At 69.2% G+C, this 14,911-nt stretch carries 13 protein-coding genes; 1 reads left to right on the plus strand and 12 read right to left on the minus strand.

Annotated features, from left to right (window positions below; translation table 11 throughout):
* A partial coding sequence (locus ACZJYS_RS16190; RefSeq protein WP_493179596.1) for a glycosyl hydrolase occupies positions 1 to 888 on the minus strand: 888 nt, incomplete at its 3' end.
* 125 nt (positions 889 to 1,013) lie between these two features.
* On the opposite strand from ACZJYS_RS16190, the gene ACZJYS_RS16195 reads away from it, so the two are divergent.
* Positions 1,014 to 1,514 carry a hypothetical protein gene (locus tag ACZJYS_RS16195; protein WP_493179597.1) on the plus strand — a complete coding sequence of 167 codons (501 nt, stop codon included), beginning with the start codon at positions 1,014 to 1,016 and terminating at the stop codon, positions 1,512 to 1,514.
* A gap of 151 nt (positions 1,515 to 1,665) precedes the next feature.
* Here the strand turns inward: ACZJYS_RS16195 and ACZJYS_RS16200 are convergent, their stop codons facing one another.
* From ACZJYS_RS16200 to ACZJYS_RS16250, 11 genes are all read right to left on the minus strand, one after another.
* Entirely contained in the window at positions 1,666 to 1,890 is a 225-nt protein-coding gene (locus ACZJYS_RS16200; RefSeq protein WP_493179598.1) for a hypothetical protein, read from the minus strand.
* Positions 1,887 to 2,552: a structural protein gene (locus ACZJYS_RS16205; protein ID WP_493179599.1), complete on the minus strand. Its 666-nt coding sequence runs from the start codon at positions 2,550 to 2,552 to the stop codon at positions 1,887 to 1,889. Before ACZJYS_RS16205 ends, ACZJYS_RS16200 begins: the two co-directional genes overlap by 4 nt.
* 47 nt (positions 2,553 to 2,599) lie before the next feature.
* Positions 2,600 to 3,082 (minus strand): hypothetical protein, encoded by a 483-nt coding sequence (locus ACZJYS_RS16210; protein ID WP_493179600.1) that lies wholly within the window; start codon positions 3,080 to 3,082, stop codon positions 2,600 to 2,602.
* Position 3,083: 1 nt separating this feature from the next.
* Positions 3,084 to 3,476, minus strand: coding sequence for a hypothetical protein (locus tag ACZJYS_RS16215; RefSeq protein ID WP_379632428.1), 393 nt, complete (start codon positions 3,474 to 3,476; stop codon positions 3,084 to 3,086).
* Between the two features lie 125 nt (positions 3,477 to 3,601).
* Positions 3,602 to 4,414, minus strand: coding sequence for a hypothetical protein (locus tag ACZJYS_RS16220; RefSeq protein WP_493179601.1), 813 nt, complete (start codon positions 4,412 to 4,414; stop codon positions 3,602 to 3,604).
* Positions 4,411 to 7,215 (minus strand): sialate O-acetylesterase, encoded by a 2,805-nt coding sequence (locus ACZJYS_RS16225; RefSeq protein WP_493179602.1) that lies wholly within the window; start codon positions 7,213 to 7,215, stop codon positions 4,411 to 4,413. The genes ACZJYS_RS16220 and ACZJYS_RS16225 overlap by 4 nt, the downstream gene beginning before the upstream one ends.
* Before the next feature lie 65 nt (positions 7,216 to 7,280).
* Complete coding sequence (locus tag ACZJYS_RS16230; RefSeq protein WP_493179603.1) at positions 7,281 to 7,721, minus strand: hypothetical protein; 441 nt, start codon at positions 7,719 to 7,721, stop codon at positions 7,281 to 7,283.
* A gap of 86 nt (positions 7,722 to 7,807) precedes the next feature.
* Positions 7,808 to 8,497 (minus strand): hypothetical protein, encoded by a 690-nt coding sequence (locus ACZJYS_RS16235; protein ID WP_493179604.1) that lies wholly within the window; start codon positions 8,495 to 8,497, stop codon positions 7,808 to 7,810.
* Positions 8,497 to 9,285 carry a hypothetical protein gene (locus tag ACZJYS_RS16240; RefSeq protein WP_493179605.1) on the minus strand — a complete coding sequence of 263 codons (789 nt, stop codon included), beginning with the start codon at positions 9,283 to 9,285 and terminating at the stop codon, positions 8,497 to 8,499. The genes ACZJYS_RS16235 and ACZJYS_RS16240 overlap by 1 nt, the downstream gene beginning before the upstream one ends.
* A gap of 2 nt (positions 9,286 to 9,287) precedes the next feature.
* A complete protein-coding gene (locus tag ACZJYS_RS16245; RefSeq protein WP_493179606.1) occupies positions 9,288 to 11,006 on the minus strand; it encodes a hypothetical protein in 1,719 nt (572 codons plus the stop codon).
* Complete coding sequence (locus tag ACZJYS_RS16250) at positions 11,003 to 14,800, minus strand: tape measure protein (protein WP_493179607.1); 3,798 nt, start codon at positions 14,798 to 14,800, stop codon at positions 11,003 to 11,005. Before ACZJYS_RS16250 ends, ACZJYS_RS16245 begins: the two co-directional genes overlap by 4 nt.
* Positions 14,801 to 14,911: the final 111 nt, after the last annotated feature.

A 14,911-nucleotide genomic window follows, 5' to 3' on the forward strand; every position in this document is an offset into this window, starting at 1 on the left:
GGTCATGCCGAACAGCTCCACGAACGCCTTGCGGCTGTCGTCCCCGGCCGGATTGTCGCTCAGCCGCCCGTTCGTATCCTTCTCGCTGTCCCAGTAGCCGGCCGCGCAGTATTCCCGGTCGATGAAGTGCTGCCGCATGCGCTGGAGATAGGAGCGGCCCACCTTGGTGTCGCCGGGGATGGCCCACTCGCTGGCCTCCTTCAGCTTGCCGCGCTGATCGGCAAAGTCGGCCTGCCACTTCAGCCCAAAGCGGGCATTGTAGATCTTGCCCCAGGCGGTGTCGGGGTTGGTCGTCTCCCACTGGTGCTTCCAGTAGTGGTCCATGCCGATCACATGAACGTACTGGTCGCCAGGATAGAACGCCTCGACGTTCAGCCCGCCGGCAGCATAGTTCGGGCACCAGACGTGCTCGAAGAGGCCGGGAGCCGCCTTCTCGTAGGCCTCGTACCGGCGGCGCCAGGAATCGATGATCTGCTGGCGCTTGGCATCCTGCCATTTCCAGTAGAACCCGATATTGCCCTCCCAATCGCCACGCACGCTGACCTTGCCACGGTCATTGCGGGGGGCGCCGTCGCGGAGCTGGGTTGCCTGGTTGGTCCACTCCTTCACGTACTCATTGCGCGCCGCGGCCTCCACGCTGCCGTCCTTCGGGAAGATGGCGATGGAGAAGTTGATCCAGCGCTTGAACGGCAGCGGACGGCCCTGCCAGTCCATCTTCAGGTTCTTGCCAAGGTACTGGTCATCCCAGAGCCACCGGACGTTCGCCCAGCCGGGACGGGTGTCCATGATCGTGCCCATGATCCAGGCGCAAGGTGCGCCGTTCATGGCATCGAAGCGGTTGGTGTTCCCGGGCTTGTTGTCGCCGTAGACGCCAAGGGCGCAGCGCATGGTTCAATCTCCATTGGAGGGGACGAAGAAAAGGCGCCCTCTCTGCGGAGCGGCGCCTGAGTGAGGTTGCAGGAGAGCGCAGACCGCTCTCCAATGGTCGCAGAAAGCTGAGACGAGAGGTTTCAATGAGGCGCGCTGCGGTGCTTGCGATCTGCCTCACGCCGGCGCTGATGTCCTGCGCCGTCCAGTATCCTGAGGGATACGACAACAAGAGCGTGCTCCTGAGGCGCATCAAGACGATCTTTGAGAGCGGCCGCTATGACGATGTCGAGTTCTTCAAGAAGACGTTCGAGATTGAGGAGATGCCCTGTGATGAGCACCGATGTACAGGATGGCGCTCAACGGCATTCCCCTTTCGTAAATCGACATCCTATTATTCTTTTGATGTCGGCAGAGAATTCCGCACCACCAGGTTCAGTTTTTCTCTTGCAGAGGGCTATTACTGCATAAGCAATGGTGAAATCTCGGATGCTCTACGCAGCAGCAGAACCAAGTTCTCCATTGCAACCGATATGCGCACCTTGGGCTTCCACTATGACAGCCCTGAGATACGGATAGCGATCAGTTGGACCTTGGACGCACGAGATTGCGTGACCTTGATCACTGGACAGCGAGGTGTCCTCTAATTTCTGGAGTAGCTGCCGAGCACACGGCCGCCAGGGCACTCACCAACCACAAAGAGCCGCACCCGTTTCGTTGTGGGCCAGGACCGCGCGAGCAGTGCCCTCGGTCAGAACATCCGCGCGGCTGACATAGATCGGCCGCCAGGGGCCGCAGCTAGTCGCGGGTCCAGCGCTCGCGCAGGCGCTGAGCAGGATCAGGCTCGCGAGCCACATCACGCTCCACCGCATCGCGGGTCTCCCTGGCTTGGATGTCGCGGCGCGTTGCCGCCGTCTCAGCCTCGGCGCGCCCCTGCCGCCGGCCGGCGCCGAGCAGCCCGAGCACCGCCAGGGCAGCCGCGCCCAGCGCTGCCGCCCAGCCTGCCAGCCAAACTGGGATCACGCGCCGATCTCCGCCTGTCGCCGGCGCTGTTGGGCGATGAAGTAGACGGCGACCGCCAGGATGATGGCCCCCGCGAGCCAGGGCCCCAGTGCCCGCACCAGGTCAGCCGCGGCGCCGAGGTGGGGCGCGATGGCGGGCAGCACCTCCACCAGAGCCAAGGCCGCGCCGCCGGCCGCGCCCGTGCCGATCGCCGCCTTGGCCGGTGCGGTGCGCACCGCCACGATCGCCGGCGGCGCCACGCCGGCCATGGTCAGCCCCTCATCCAGGGTGCGCTGGTCATAGGGCTGCCCGCCGAGCTCATGGGTGATGATGGCCTCCACCAGCGGGCGGAGATGGGCATGGGTGTGCAGGTCCAGCACCTGGTCCACCCCGAAGCCGGTGATCAGGCTGACATGCCGGACATAGGCGCTGGTCTGGTTCTCCGCCGGCGGTGCCCAGCGGGCGATGATGTCGCGGATCGTCCGCAGGCCGTGCCGATCCTGGTAGGTGACCAGCAGCACCGCCAGGGCCCGGATGCCGTACTGGTGGGAGGAGAAGACCGCAAAGCGGCCGCCAGCCTCCTTCCCAACCTGCCCCTGCCACTTGTTGGCGGCGGACCAGTCAATATTCCCGGGGTTGCGATTGCGGTAGCCACGCGCCGCCGTGGGGCTCGCGTTGACCATGGGCAGGCTCCGATTTTCAGGGATGCGCGGCGCCCGGCCGCGCGCGGTTACTCGGACCGCTTCGGGCGCACTTCGAGCGCTTCGATGCGATCGGACAGCCAGGACAGCTTCTCGGTGAGCGCCCTGACGTTTCCATCGAAGGCGGCCATCTTGCTCAGCCCATCGGCGAGGCGGTCCAGCTTCGCCTCCACCCGCGCCAGGTTTTCGGAGACGCGCCGCTCCACCGCCTGCATCTCTTCTTTGCGGGCCATGTCCCGGTCCTGCTGGCGGAGCTGCGCTTCCAGCCGTGCAGTCTCGCGGGCAACCAGGTTGGCCAGGTCGTGACGAGCCTTGGATTCCACGTCGGCCGTGCCCTTGATCATCAGGGCGGCCTTATCCTCCAGCGCCTTCAAGCCGGCCAAGGCGCGCTGCTCCACGCCGGTCAGGTCATCCTTGAGCGTCTTGGCCTGCGTGGCACGAAAGCCGACAAAGCCCAGCACAACGGCGCACAGGGAGAGCAGGAGGGCTGGCCAGTTCGCGAATGGCTCCATCTTATCGCCCCCAGTTTGCCCACTGAATCGTGGCGGCCACGCAGCCAGCGCTGCCCAGAAGGGAGAAGGCGCCGGCCGGGCTGAAGAACCCCTGCAGGCTGCCGCTCCACACCATGGTGCCGCCGACGAATGCCCACAGGCCAGCGGACAGGCAGGCGACAGCCGCGCGTGTATTGATGGAGCCCATCCACAGGGTCAGCATCAGCAGCAGGCCATCGATCAATGTCACCGCGCCCCAGAAGCTCTCCCGCAGCCCGACGTCCCGTAGGACACGGAACACAGGCTGGATGTCGAACATGCGCGTTGTGCTGAAGCAGCCGATGCTAAACAGGATGCTCCAGAGCGCGAAGGCGGCCAGGAAGGTTCGCGGGTCCCAGCGGAGCGCCGCGTTCACTCGTGCAATCATTCCTACTCCATAGGCGCTGGCGGAGAATGCGAGCCATGCGGCGGATCACCAGGAGGGGTTACAGCGGCAGCCTCATGAGGCTGCTGAAATAGCGGTGGAGCAGACTTTGGCGCTTACACCAGCGGCCGGCGCGCAGGCGTGAAGGACATGGCGTACAGGCGCTGGAAATACCGCTGGATCAGGCTCACCCGGCGCTGGTCGCCGTACAGGTACCGCCGATAGAACTGCAGGTTGGACAGCATGCCGGTGTACCGCTGCGCCAGCGCGACCGCGTACAGGGAGCCGATGCCCATGGCCGAGGTGCCGGCGCCGTTGTCGGTCGCGGTCGGAAGGCTCCACAGGTTGTTGACGCACAGCGCCAACTCGGTCCCGTTGCTTGTCATGATGATATTGGCGTCGGTGCCCCAGGCGTACGGAATGGCGATAGAGGCGCTCCCGTGCTGGGCCACGATACTGCCGGGGGTCTGCGCGTTGGCCGAGCCGGTGATCTGCAGCAGCGTCCGCGCCGAGAGCGAGTTGAACCGCGCCAGAATCTGGCCGCTGCCCGTCCCGGGGTAGGGCACCCGCACGCAAGCCACGATGCCAAAGGCGGCGGCGAAGTTGGGCTGCGGCACGGCGGACGGGCCGCCGTCCCATTGGTACACGCCGTTCGCCGCGTGGTCGGAGACGGGGCGGCCGTTCACCACCCCGTCGACCAGCTTGGACGGCCCCATGCCGGTGGCAGTGCCGGGCTTCAGGAATGCCCCGCTGCCCTTCAGATCCCGCCATTGCAGAATGTCGCGGGTGGCCGCATCGACCACCATGTCGGGTTCATAAGCGCGGAACCAATGCAGCAGGTCGGCGTCCTCCAGCATCTGCTGGTCGAGCGGCTTGGCGATCGGCGCGGCGCTGCCCGGAACGGAGGTGGCGACGATGATGCGACTCATGTGAGAGCTTCCTCGAAACGCATGGCGGGATAGGCGACAAGTGAAGGGACGGGGTGGCCAAGGTCCGCCCAATGGTTGCGGTAGGTCGTGACGGCTTCCAGCGCCGTCCGGCCGAGGGACCAGCCGGCCAGCACTTCGCCACCCGTCTGCAGGGCGGAGCGGATGCGCAGTGGCGTGGCAGGCAGGTCGGCCGCCCCCACGAGGTCCAGCGTCTTCGCGCCGCTGATCGTCACGGCCGAGAGCGGCACATTGGTGCCGTCCTGCTGCCAGATCTCGAAGCCGCGCTGCGGCGCGTCGGGGGTCCAGCTCGACCAGGAGAGCGCCGTCGCATCCGGTGGCAGCTCCCACGTGATGCGCACGGTTGATGCGCTGAGGCGGGCGAAGCCGGTGGGCCGCAGGCCACGGGGGTTCAGCCCCCGCATGATCGCGTCGAGCGTGTGCGCATCACGCGCGGCCTGGATCATGCGCCCGTAATAGCTGGCGTGGATGTTGTCGCCGAGCGGGCAGTCATACATGGGGCCGGAGCCGTAGAGGCCTGGGATGCCCTCCTTCAGGATCTGGTACTGCGCCAGGACCGGCCGCTGCACGCCCGTGGTCGCGTTGGCGTTGCCGTTCACCTGCTGGATTACGAAGTCCGGCAGGCTGGACATGCCGGCCGCCACACGCGCGTCTTCGCGCAGGTCGGCCTGCAGTTGGCGCAGCATGTCGAGATAACCGTCCGTGTCGTTCTCGCCCTGGCACCAGCGGATGACCACCCGCAGCGGGCGCCCCATGCGGGCCGCGGCGCCCCGTGCCGAGGTGACGGCAGCCAGCACATGCTGGTATTGCACGGTCCCCTTGATGAACTTGTCGATGTTCTGGCCGCCCCACCAGACGGTGTGGCCGATCAGCCCGGGCGAGTGCCGGTTGGCGCGCCGCATGCCGGCCTCGAAGGCCGGACCGAAGAACGTCATCGGGAAGACGCCATCGCTTCCCGGGTTGCGGTAGGCGGAAAGCTGCAGACGCGCGGGAGACAGGGAAACCGTCCCCTCGGCATAGGCTTGCGGCCAGTAGGAGGGATCGCCCAGCATCAGGAAGTGATGCGGAAACTGCGGCTGCGGGATCGGCCCCAGCAGCGGCCCGCCCTGGCCGCCGTTGTTGCTCTGACCAAAGAAGATGACGAGCACCAGCGGCGATGCGCTGTCAGCCAGCGTCTGCAGATCGTACTGGTCGGCGAGCTGCACGACATCGTAGGCGCGGCCGGTGCTGTCCTGCACCGTGCCGACGATCAGCCGAGCGTTGCGGTGCCGACGCACGTTGAAGGCCGCGATCTCGCGCATCGTTTCGGGCGGCAGGTAGGTGTCGGCCTGCAGGTCGTCGCGCGCATCCGGCGAGAGCCGCGCCTCGATCGTGGCGTCGTCGTGGATGCCAAGCGACACGCGCTCGTCCGGCGTGACGAAGCCCTGCGGGAATGACACCTGCATCGGCGCCAGCGGGACGCGGCGCATCCGGCTGTCGCCGATATTGATTCCAAGCCACCCGCCCTCTTGCCAGCGGAGCGGCGCATGCCCCCACTGGTCCTCAAGCAGCGGCAGCTCATCGTCGGCCACCGACATCGGCGCGAGCTGCTGTCCGTAGAGCAGGAGGGCGGCAACACCGGCCGTGCCATCATCCTCGCCGGAAATGAGCCATTTGCCGGCCTCGGTGCGCAGTCCCCAGGAATAGTCCTCGAGGCTCATCAGGTCGCCGCGCAGCAGCACGCCGGCCATGCCGAGGGTCAGGTCCTCACCGATGTCGAGCAGCGGCCGGCCGGCCGGGTCGGCGACCTCCCAGAGGTTGTCGGTGACCACATCGGGCGCGACCACGCCGAGCACGGGCAGGGCCCGCGCGGCGGTGCTGGTGCGCTGGGCCTCGGCCAGGGCAAACGCCTTCTTCTGCCGCTCCGTGTCGCCCGTCCGCACCGGCAGGCCGCCCAGGAGGCGATAGACGCCTTCCTCCGGCCCGATGGTGAAGACCACCCCCAGCGCGCCCTCCGTGGCGCCAGCGGATGTCCATGCTGATGCCAGAGCGGCCACAGAAGCGCGCTGAGGTGCCGCGTTCTGCACCATGGCATCAGTGCTCTCGGCGGCCGCTTCCGCACGCCGCCGCTCGGTCTCCGCATCCGCCGCGCGCTGGTCGGCCATCAGTGCGCTGCCGGCTGCCGCATCGACAAAGGGCTGCGCCAGCGACGGCAGCGCACCGGCCACCGCTCCCGGCACCAGCTCGGGCACCAGCTGCTGCACGCGCTGGCCCGCCTGGTCCTGCGCGTCCTGACGCAGCCGGGTGACCGGCACGCGCCGCGGCGCGCCGTCGGCGCCCTCGGCGCCCGGCAGTGTTAGCGCGCCCAGATCCTCGGCAGGCGGTAGCTCGCCGATGCGCAGGCCGGTCAGCATCCCGCCACTGGTCAGCACGATGGGCTGGCCGTTGGCCGTCGCCCAGATGGCCGAGTTGGGCACCGCACCCTGCCCTGGCGTCTCCGACACGTCGAAAAACGCCCAGGCGCTCTGCTGCTGCGGATCGGTGGTCTGGAAGCGCCAAGCCCAGCCGCCCAGCAGCTCGGGCTCATAGCCGCACCACCAGCGCCTCTCAGCCTCCACCCAGAGCCCGGCCAGCTCGAGCTGGGCTCCGCTCTCCAGGTGCCGCCAGAGGAAGGTGGCGCCCTCGCCCCGGGTGGCACCGCCGCGCGGCAGCAGCACCTGGCCCCAGGCATTGACGGTCTGGCCGAGCCACACGGGCAGGCGCCGCGCCGAGGTGTACAGGCCCAGCAGGGCGCGCACGTCCACGGCCGGAGAAGTGGTCTCCGACATGCAGTGTCTCCGGATTTCAGGAAGGGGCAGCGCCCCGATGGCTACAAGGCGACGGCGCCCGCCGCGCGGAACAGGTCATCGAGCTGCTGCGTGGACAGCGGCACCAGCTCGGCGATCAGGGCAATGGTGGGGCTGGCGCGCTCGAATGCGCCGCGCTCCCACGCATCCAGCAGGATGGCCGCCTCCACCGGTGGCAGGGTGGCCGCATGCTGTTGCAGCGCTGCCTCCACCACCTCGAAGAGGCCGGCCAGGCGCATCGCGGCGCGCGCCTGCAGGTTCGACACCGAGGCCGGCACCGGTCCCCCTATGGGCAGCCCCAGCACCTCCGCCAGAGCGCGCTCGAGCGCCGCCTGCGGCACACCCACCACATACAGGCGCCCATCCGCGTATCGCCGTGCCGAGGGGGTGGGGTTGCCTGCCTTGGTGGCGATGGCGACCATGTCGGCGCCGACATCCACCGCGACGGATGCAGCTGGAATCACAGCCGGCTCAGCGTGAAGTTGCTCTGCGCCGTGCCACCACAGGCCAGCGTGCCGCCCGAGCTTTGCCCGATGAAGGCCTGCACACCCTAGCCTGCGCCCACCTGGCCCTCCCAGCTGCAACACAGATCCATCGCCCCATTGACGGTGGCCGCCCACTGCCGGGACCGGGCGATGCCGTTCACCTGGATCTCCACCACCCGCTCGCCGGTCGGGCTGTTGCCGAAGGACAGGCACAGGTTGGCGCGGTAGAGGCCCGTGCTGGGAGCCGTCAGGGCGAACACCGGCAGCGTGGCCGGCTGCGCGCCGAGAGTATCGATGCCCTTGCTGTTCCAGGGCACGGCCGATGTCGCGCCATTCGGCACCGCGAATGTGCTGCTGGACAGCAGCTGGCTGAACAGGCTCTGCGGGATGGCCGACTGCGGCAGCAGGCCGTCCGTGTCCAGCAGCGGGATACGGTCCGCGTTCAGCGACAGGAACAGGTAGCGCGTGCCGCTGGGCCAGTTGATGGCGGATTGCGCGCCGGTGTGCGTCCGCACGATGCGTCCGCGCGTCAGGGTCGCCGGGCTGCCCGAGGTATAGACGCCCTCCACCACCTCGAACTGCGTCGGCGACAGCAGGTTGTCCACCACCGTGTAGCAGACCCGCGCGCCGGAACTGAGGCCGGCCAGGGCTGGCGTCAGGTAGCCGGCCAGCGCCGGGCCAAGCTGGTACGTGCCGGTGCCGGTGGTGGTGGTCTGCACCAGCACCCGGTCGGCCACCACATGGGGTGTGCCCATCACAGATCCTCTTCAATGGCGATGTCGGCCGACCACCGCTGGGGGGTGATGCGCGTCGGCTCGGGCAGCGCGGAGAAATGGCCCAGCACGCCATGGCGGGCCGGGTCGGCATTCCAGGGGGAGCCGAACACCTGCCCCGTTGTTCCCGCCGCCAGGGCCGCGGCGTCCAGCGCCTCGGCATCGGCGCGCGGGATCTGCGGATAGGTCCAGCGCGTGAAGCGCCGCCGCGCTCCTGGTGTGGCGTAGCGCACACCGGAGAGGCCCGCGCGGTCATTCACCCCGGCATCGATCACGCCCCGCCGCTGCCCGTACCCGGCCGCCCTGCTGCTGATCACCAGCGGCGAGACCCAGGCACGCCCGAGCTGGAGGTACCGATCGGCAGCCCCCGCGATGAAGCGCCATTCCACGTAGCGGACCCGCACCGGCTCCGGCGGCACAAAGGCCAGCAGCCCGTTCGGTCCAAAGGCGGCCGGCACGAAGCCCGAGTAGAACGGCGCCTCCAGCGGATTGCTGAGCGGCGCCAGCGCGGCGTAGACGCGCACCTGCGCGGCGGCCGAGGGCAGCACGCCGTCACGCGGCGCCGCCAGCAGGAACAGTTGGCAGTCGCGATCCTCGCCCAGGTCGGCGCTGATCGTGACCGAGGCGCCGGGCATCCAGGGACCGGAGCGGTAGACGTCGGAGAGCTGCGGTGTCAGCAGGGCCCGCACGCCCAACCCTTCGGCCTCGCTGGAGGCGCTGATCTCGGCCAGTGGCCCGTTCAGCAGGTTTTCCGTGGCCAGCAGCGCCATGCCTATCCCCAGAGCAGGAGTGTGAGAGTGTCGCCGCGCACGCTGAGCCGCAGCACCAGCAGGTTGCGGCCCTGCGCCAGCGACGCGACGCGCGGATAGGTCAGCTGCAGCACGGTGCCAGGCCGCACCATGGCCGGGCTGATGCCGGAGGCCCCGGAGCGCAGCGAGACACGCCAGGACCGGCGCGGCACGCCGAACAAGGCCATCAGGCGATCGGCCAGGACCTGCGCCGGCTCCGCCGTGACAAAGGGGCTGTCCAGCACCGGCCCGTCCGCGGCGGATGGAAAGGCGCCTTGGGTGGCGGCGTTCAGGTTCGTGACCACCTCGCCCTCGCGGCCGTAGTAGTCGCGCGCCTCGGCGCCGGCGCCCGGCGCCACATTCTCGCCCAGCTGCACCACGTCACGCACCGCGTAGCGCACCCGCGCGCGCCACCAGGGCGGCTGCGACTGCGCCTCTTCCTCGGGGCGCCCCAGCAGCATCCACGGCTCCAGCGCCACCCCGGGCCCGACCGTCTCCGGCACAACCAGGGCACCGCCCCGCATGCGGCCGAATTCATCGGCGCCCCACCAGCCATTCACGCCCGCCGCGAGCCGCTCCATGGCATCCGCGACCGTGCCGCCTGTCACCAGCAACCCGGCGGGGCCGGTGGGCCAGGCCGAGAACGCCTCGCGCGGCGCGCGTTGTGGATCCAGCCCCCCAGGCCCCTGCAGCAGCTTCACCGCCAGATCGGCGGGGTCGGAGAGATAGCCACCTGTGGCCGGTGCGGCGTCGCCCTGCGCCGTGACCGTCAGCAGTGACGGCTCCGACCCCAGGCGGATATGCCCCGTGGCGAGGCAGACCATGTAGTGGCCACCCGGCACATAGGCCTCCTCCAGCGCCTGGTAGCTGCCCACCTCGCCATAGGGGTCCTGGGCTACGCCCCGGTTGCGCACCTCGACCACCGAGCCGATCGGCCCGACGGCCACCAGGTAGATCTGCCGCGCCGCATCCACGAGGACCGGCGCGAAGTTCTGCCGGTGCCCGAACAGCCGCGGCTTGTTCTGTCCGGCCAGCGCCTCCGGCCCCTCCTCCCCGCCGGTGCCCGCGAAGACAGGGCAGGCCGGCACCGCCAGGTCCCGCGCGGCGGAGCCCAGCACCAGGCGGAGCCGGCCCGCGCCGTCCAGTGGCCGCGCCACGCGCATCTCGGCGATGCGGCCCACCTCATGGCTGGCCGCCGGGATCGGCCGGCGGTGCGGCCCGCGGCGGATGACGACGCCCAGACCGGACAGCGTCCAATCGCTGACCAGCGCATCCAGGGCGCCGTCGCCGTTCGCCAGCAGGACCTCCCCGGCCGCCACTTCGGCCCGGCGGCCCTCGCCCGGATAGAGCGGCACCTGCATCTCGAGCGCCGGCGGCTCCAGCAGCCGGGCGGGCCATGCCTGGTTCGGCACGGCATCGTCCGGCTCCGTGATCCAGCCCCGGTCGGATACCCGAACCACCGTCGCAGAGCCGCCGCCGCCGTCATCCGGCAGGGCGATGCTGCTGAGCGGCAGGCCTGACACCAGCCCGGCCGGGGCCGGCGCCGGCATCCCGCCGGAGCCCGCGCCCTGGATCTCGACCGTCCACACCGCATCGGTCACCGGCAGATCGCGCGCCCGCGCCACGCCGGCGGCGGAGACGGCATCGGTGGCCGGCCACTGCGAGGCGGCCGGCGTGGCGGAGAGAGGCGCCAGCCCGGTCATGCTTCGAGACGCAGACGCATGCCGCGCATCTCCTCCCTCAGCGCCGCCACTTCATCGCGCAGCGTCGTCATGGCGTCGGTGGCCGGCACCATCACCCGCGACAGCCCGGCTTCCAGATTGCTGGAGAAGCCAGGCAGATCGAGCGTGGCGCCGAGGCTGCGCGTTTCGGACAGCACCATCTGCCGCACCGCCTCGGCCTCGCGGCCGGTGGCATTGAAGCTGGTGTTGGCGGTGAGCAGCGTGTTCGCGGCGTTGACGTAAGCCGACAGGTCCCCACCACCCCGCGCTGCCGTCAGCGCATCGGCGTATTGCTGCTGCGCCGCGAGATAGGCGTTCTGCGGACTGACCCCGGCACCGCTGACCGCCTGCTGATCGAGGAACCCCGCCAGGATGCCGGATTCCTGCTGAAGCCGCTGCAGCGCGCTGCGCTCGACGTTCAACAGCTCCTCGGCGCCCTGCTCGGCGATGTTCTTCCGCTCCCACCAGAGCGTGTCCTCCAGCAGGCGGAGCTGCTCAGTGTAGGCCTCGCCTGCGGCCCCTTGCTGCCGCAGCTCATTGGCCAGGGCCTCGCGCTGCTGCTGCGCCGCCAGGTCGAAGGCCAGCAGCTGCGAGCCGCGCTGGTCACCCATGGCCGCCAGCTGGCGAACATAGATGCCCTGCCCGGTGCTGAGGTACTGCCGGTCGCGGGCCGCGACGATGTCCGCCGCGGCCTGGGCGAAGTGCCGGTTCAGCCCCTCCGTGGCGAGCCCCAGGCGCTCGGCCTGGGCAACGGTGGCCTCCTGCGCTTTCTCCACCTCCTGCAGCGAGGCCGCGAAGGCGCTGATCGGCGTTTCAGCCGAGGTGAGCGGGTCATAGATCGACTTCACCCAGTCGATATCGGTGAAGGCCTGATCCAGCGAGGCCGCGGCGCCCTTGGCGATCTCGCCCGCGATGACGTGCATCACCGCCTCGCTGCCGCCGGTGATGCTGGACAGCACCACCCGCGTCAGCTCGGCCTGATCCGCCGCCGCCAGGTGCGCATCGCTGCCCTGGTGGGTCTGGGCCACGGCCGCGCCACCCGTGCCGCGCAGCGAGAGACCACGGGACGAGAGCGCCGCATTCAGGCCACCGAGGCTCTGCTGCGCCTGGGCGATGCCCTGCGCCGCGTCCATCCCCTTGGCCCGGCTGCCCAGCACCACCAGCTGGCCGGATTCATCGATGCCGATCTGCACGGACGATGCCGGCCGGGCCGGGTCATTGCCGAACAGGCCGCCCAGAAGGTTCCCCGCCAGGCCGCCGAGCACGGTGCCGACGCCGGGGAGAATCATCGTGCCCAGGGCAGCACCACCAACACCCAGGCCCGCCTGGGCATAGTTGCCGCTCATCAGCCCGGGAAGCGCGGCGCCGGCGATGCCCAGCACATTGCTGAACGAGGAGAAACCTCCCAGGGCGCTGCCGCCGTTCCATAGGCCGGCGGCGGATGTCGGCAGCGCGGGCAACGCCGCTCCCAATTCCGCCGCGCTGCCCAGGCCCAGCGTCGAGGGCAGTGCGGCGTTCGCCGGGCCGGTGAACCCCAGGGAGCCCAGATTCGACGCACCCCAGACATCCAGGCCGCTGCTGATGGAGCTGCTGCCGAAGGCATTCCAGAGGCTGGAGCCGGTGCTGGCCATGCTGAGCAGACCGTTGCCGCCCCCGCCCTGCGCGGCCGAGACCGCGCTCCCCATGCTGCTCAGGGTTGGCAGGCTGCTGCCCGACAGAGCGTTGCGGATCGGGTTGAAGGCCGTGACCCGAAGCAGATCCGTGGCGACGCTGGCCAGGATCCCCCGCGTCACATTGCCCAGGTTCAGAGCGCCCTTCTCTCCCCGCAGGAACGCATCCACGGCAGAATCGCCGAGACGGTCAAAGACCCGCTCGCCGATGCGCCCAACCTCTGTGAGAGCATCGCGCTGCGCGCGGAGCGCAACAGTCGCGTCGCTGAGCTGCCCGACCATCGCAAGCCGCGCCCGGCCTTCGTCAGACTCAGGGTCAATGTGTTCCCGCAGCAGGCGCTGCCGCTCGCGCAGCAGGGCCAGCTCCCGCTCGCGCGCTTCGGTGCTGACCCCGACCAGATCGGCCTCGCGCTGGATGAGCTCGAGGCTGTCGGCGTAGCCCTGGCGCGTCGCCTCGGAGCGGTCCAGGGCCAGGACCTTTTCCTTGTCCAGGCCCTCCAGCAGCTTGCCCTGCTCACGCACCACGTCCGAGATGAATTCCAACTCGGCATTGCGCGCTTCCTTGGCGGTGCTGGCGGCCTTCTTGAGGGCTTCATCCCGCTCCCGAACCGCGTCGGCAATGAGCCGCTCGCCCTCCGCTTCGGTGATGGCCTCGTTCCTGACGGCGGTGCGGATCGTCTCGACGCGCTCGTTGTGCTCCTTGCGGATCTTGAACGCTTTATCCAGGTCGCCGCGTAGTTCCTCGATCTCCGCTGCCGAACGTTTGCGGCGCTGTTCAATCCCCTGGAGGGCCGCAGTCTCGTCGGCCTTCCACTGCCGCTCGGCGGCCTCTGTTACTAGGTTGATCTGGCCATTCAGATGATCAGCCAGCTCGCGCTCACGCCGGGCCAGTTCTGCAGCAACCTCTGCTGCCTGGTCAGCGCCCACAGCTGCCGCCGCCGTAGCCGCCGCCGCTCCCTGTAGACCGCTCTGAATCCCGCCGCGGCGAAAGGCTGTTACTGACTGCTGGCCATCGGGGCGCAGCTGGCGTAGCCGGCCCTCAAGAGCCTGGACCTGGCCCTGCAGTTCCTCTGTACGAGACTGAGCTCGACTCTCCGGTGTCGGCACAGCATCTCGCAGCCCCTCCATGAAACCGGCGGCTTTCTGGAGCGCCGAAGCGATGCCTTGGGAAAATCCAAGAGCTTCATCCAGCTGTGCAGCAAAGCCTTTGGTCGCAACGGTTAAGCGGTCGAACGCCTGCGACATGGTCACAGGCATCTTCTGGTATTCGGCGTTGATCTCTTCGCCTGCGCGCAGCAGCGCCGGGAACACCCGGTCGGCCGTCAGCTTGCCCTCTTCGCCCATCTTCCGCAGCTCGCCGACGCTGGCGCCCAGTTCGCGCGCCAGAAGCACGGCCAGGTTCGGCATGTTCTCCAGCAGCGAACCCAACTCGTCACCATTCAGCTTGCCGGAGGCGAGCGCCTGAGCGAGCTGCGTCGCGGCAGAGGCCGCCTCGGATACGGAAGCGCCGCCGACGATGGCCGCCTTCTGCAGCGTCTCCACCAAGCGCACGGCCTGCGCATTGGTGGCACCGATCTCCTTCGCCGCGATGGCGAAGCGGCTGAACTGCCCGGCGCTTTCCAGCACGCTCTGCCCTGTCTGCAGGCTGATGCGGTAGAGCTGCTCATAGACATCGCGCGCCGCTTCGATGGAGCCAGTCGCGCCCCGGATCCGCCCCAGGGCGGCAGTCATTTCATCGCCAGAGCGGGCGACGGCCGTCGCCCCTGCGGCGAGAGTCGCCAGGCCAGCAGTCAGCGAAACACCGGCAAGCGCCGTGGCCGAGAGGCTGGCGGCGTAGCCGGACAGGGAAACCGCGCCCTGCTGCGCCGCGCGGCTCTGCGCCTCGAAGCTTTCCCGCAGGGCACCACGGATCTGCACGCCGCGCTCGGCCGTGATCAGCCCCTGCTCTTCCGCGCGGGTGACCAGGGATAGGTCACTTTCATACCGGCGATTGGCAGCGGCGAGAGCGTTCATCCGGCTCTCGACCTGCGACAGACTCCGCTCAACTTCAGGAACGCCGGAAACACCGAGCTGGAAGCGCAAAGTGCCGCCGTTGCTGCCCGACATGAGCGCCTCCGCATTATGGGTGATGGTGTGCTTTGATGGCGGCGGGCCATGATTGCCCGCCAACCCGCCGTGGGTCGGGGCCGCCAAACCAGCTCCCCCTAAGCTGCAGGG

The sequence above is a fragment of the Roseomonas sp. TS2 genome (genome assembly GCF_058833935.1).

Bases quoted from the DNA above. Each gene is read 5' to 3' on its own strand.
- ACZJYS_RS16195 (WP_493179597.1), top strand. From the start codon at position 1,014: ATGAGGCGCGCTGCGGTGCTTGCGATCTGCCTCACGCCGGCGCTGATG.
- ACZJYS_RS16205 (WP_493179599.1), bottom strand. From the start codon at position 2,552: ATGGTCAACGCGAGCCCCACGGCGGCGCGTGGCTACCGCAATCGCAAC.
- ACZJYS_RS16210 (WP_493179600.1), bottom strand. From the start codon at position 3,082: ATGGAGCCATTCGCGAACTGGCCAGCCCTCCTGCTCTCCCTGTGCGCC.
- ACZJYS_RS16220 (WP_493179601.1), bottom strand. From the start codon at position 4,414: ATGAGTCGCATCATCGTCGCCACCTCCGTTCCGGGCAGCGCCGCGCCG.
- ACZJYS_RS16235 (WP_493179604.1), bottom strand. From the start codon at position 8,497: ATGGGCACACCCCATGTGGTGGCCGACCGGGTGCTGGTGCAGACCACC.
- ACZJYS_RS16240 (WP_493179605.1), bottom strand. From the start codon at position 9,285: ATGGCGCTGCTGGCCACGGAAAACCTGCTGAACGGGCCACTGGCCGAG.
- ACZJYS_RS16245 (WP_493179606.1), bottom strand. From the start codon at position 11,006: ATGACCGGGCTGGCGCCTCTCTCCGCCACGCCGGCCGCCTCGCAGTGG.
- ACZJYS_RS16250 (WP_493179607.1), bottom strand. From the start codon at position 14,800: ATGTCGGGCAGCAACGGCGGCACTTTGCGCTTCCAGCTCGGTGTTTCC.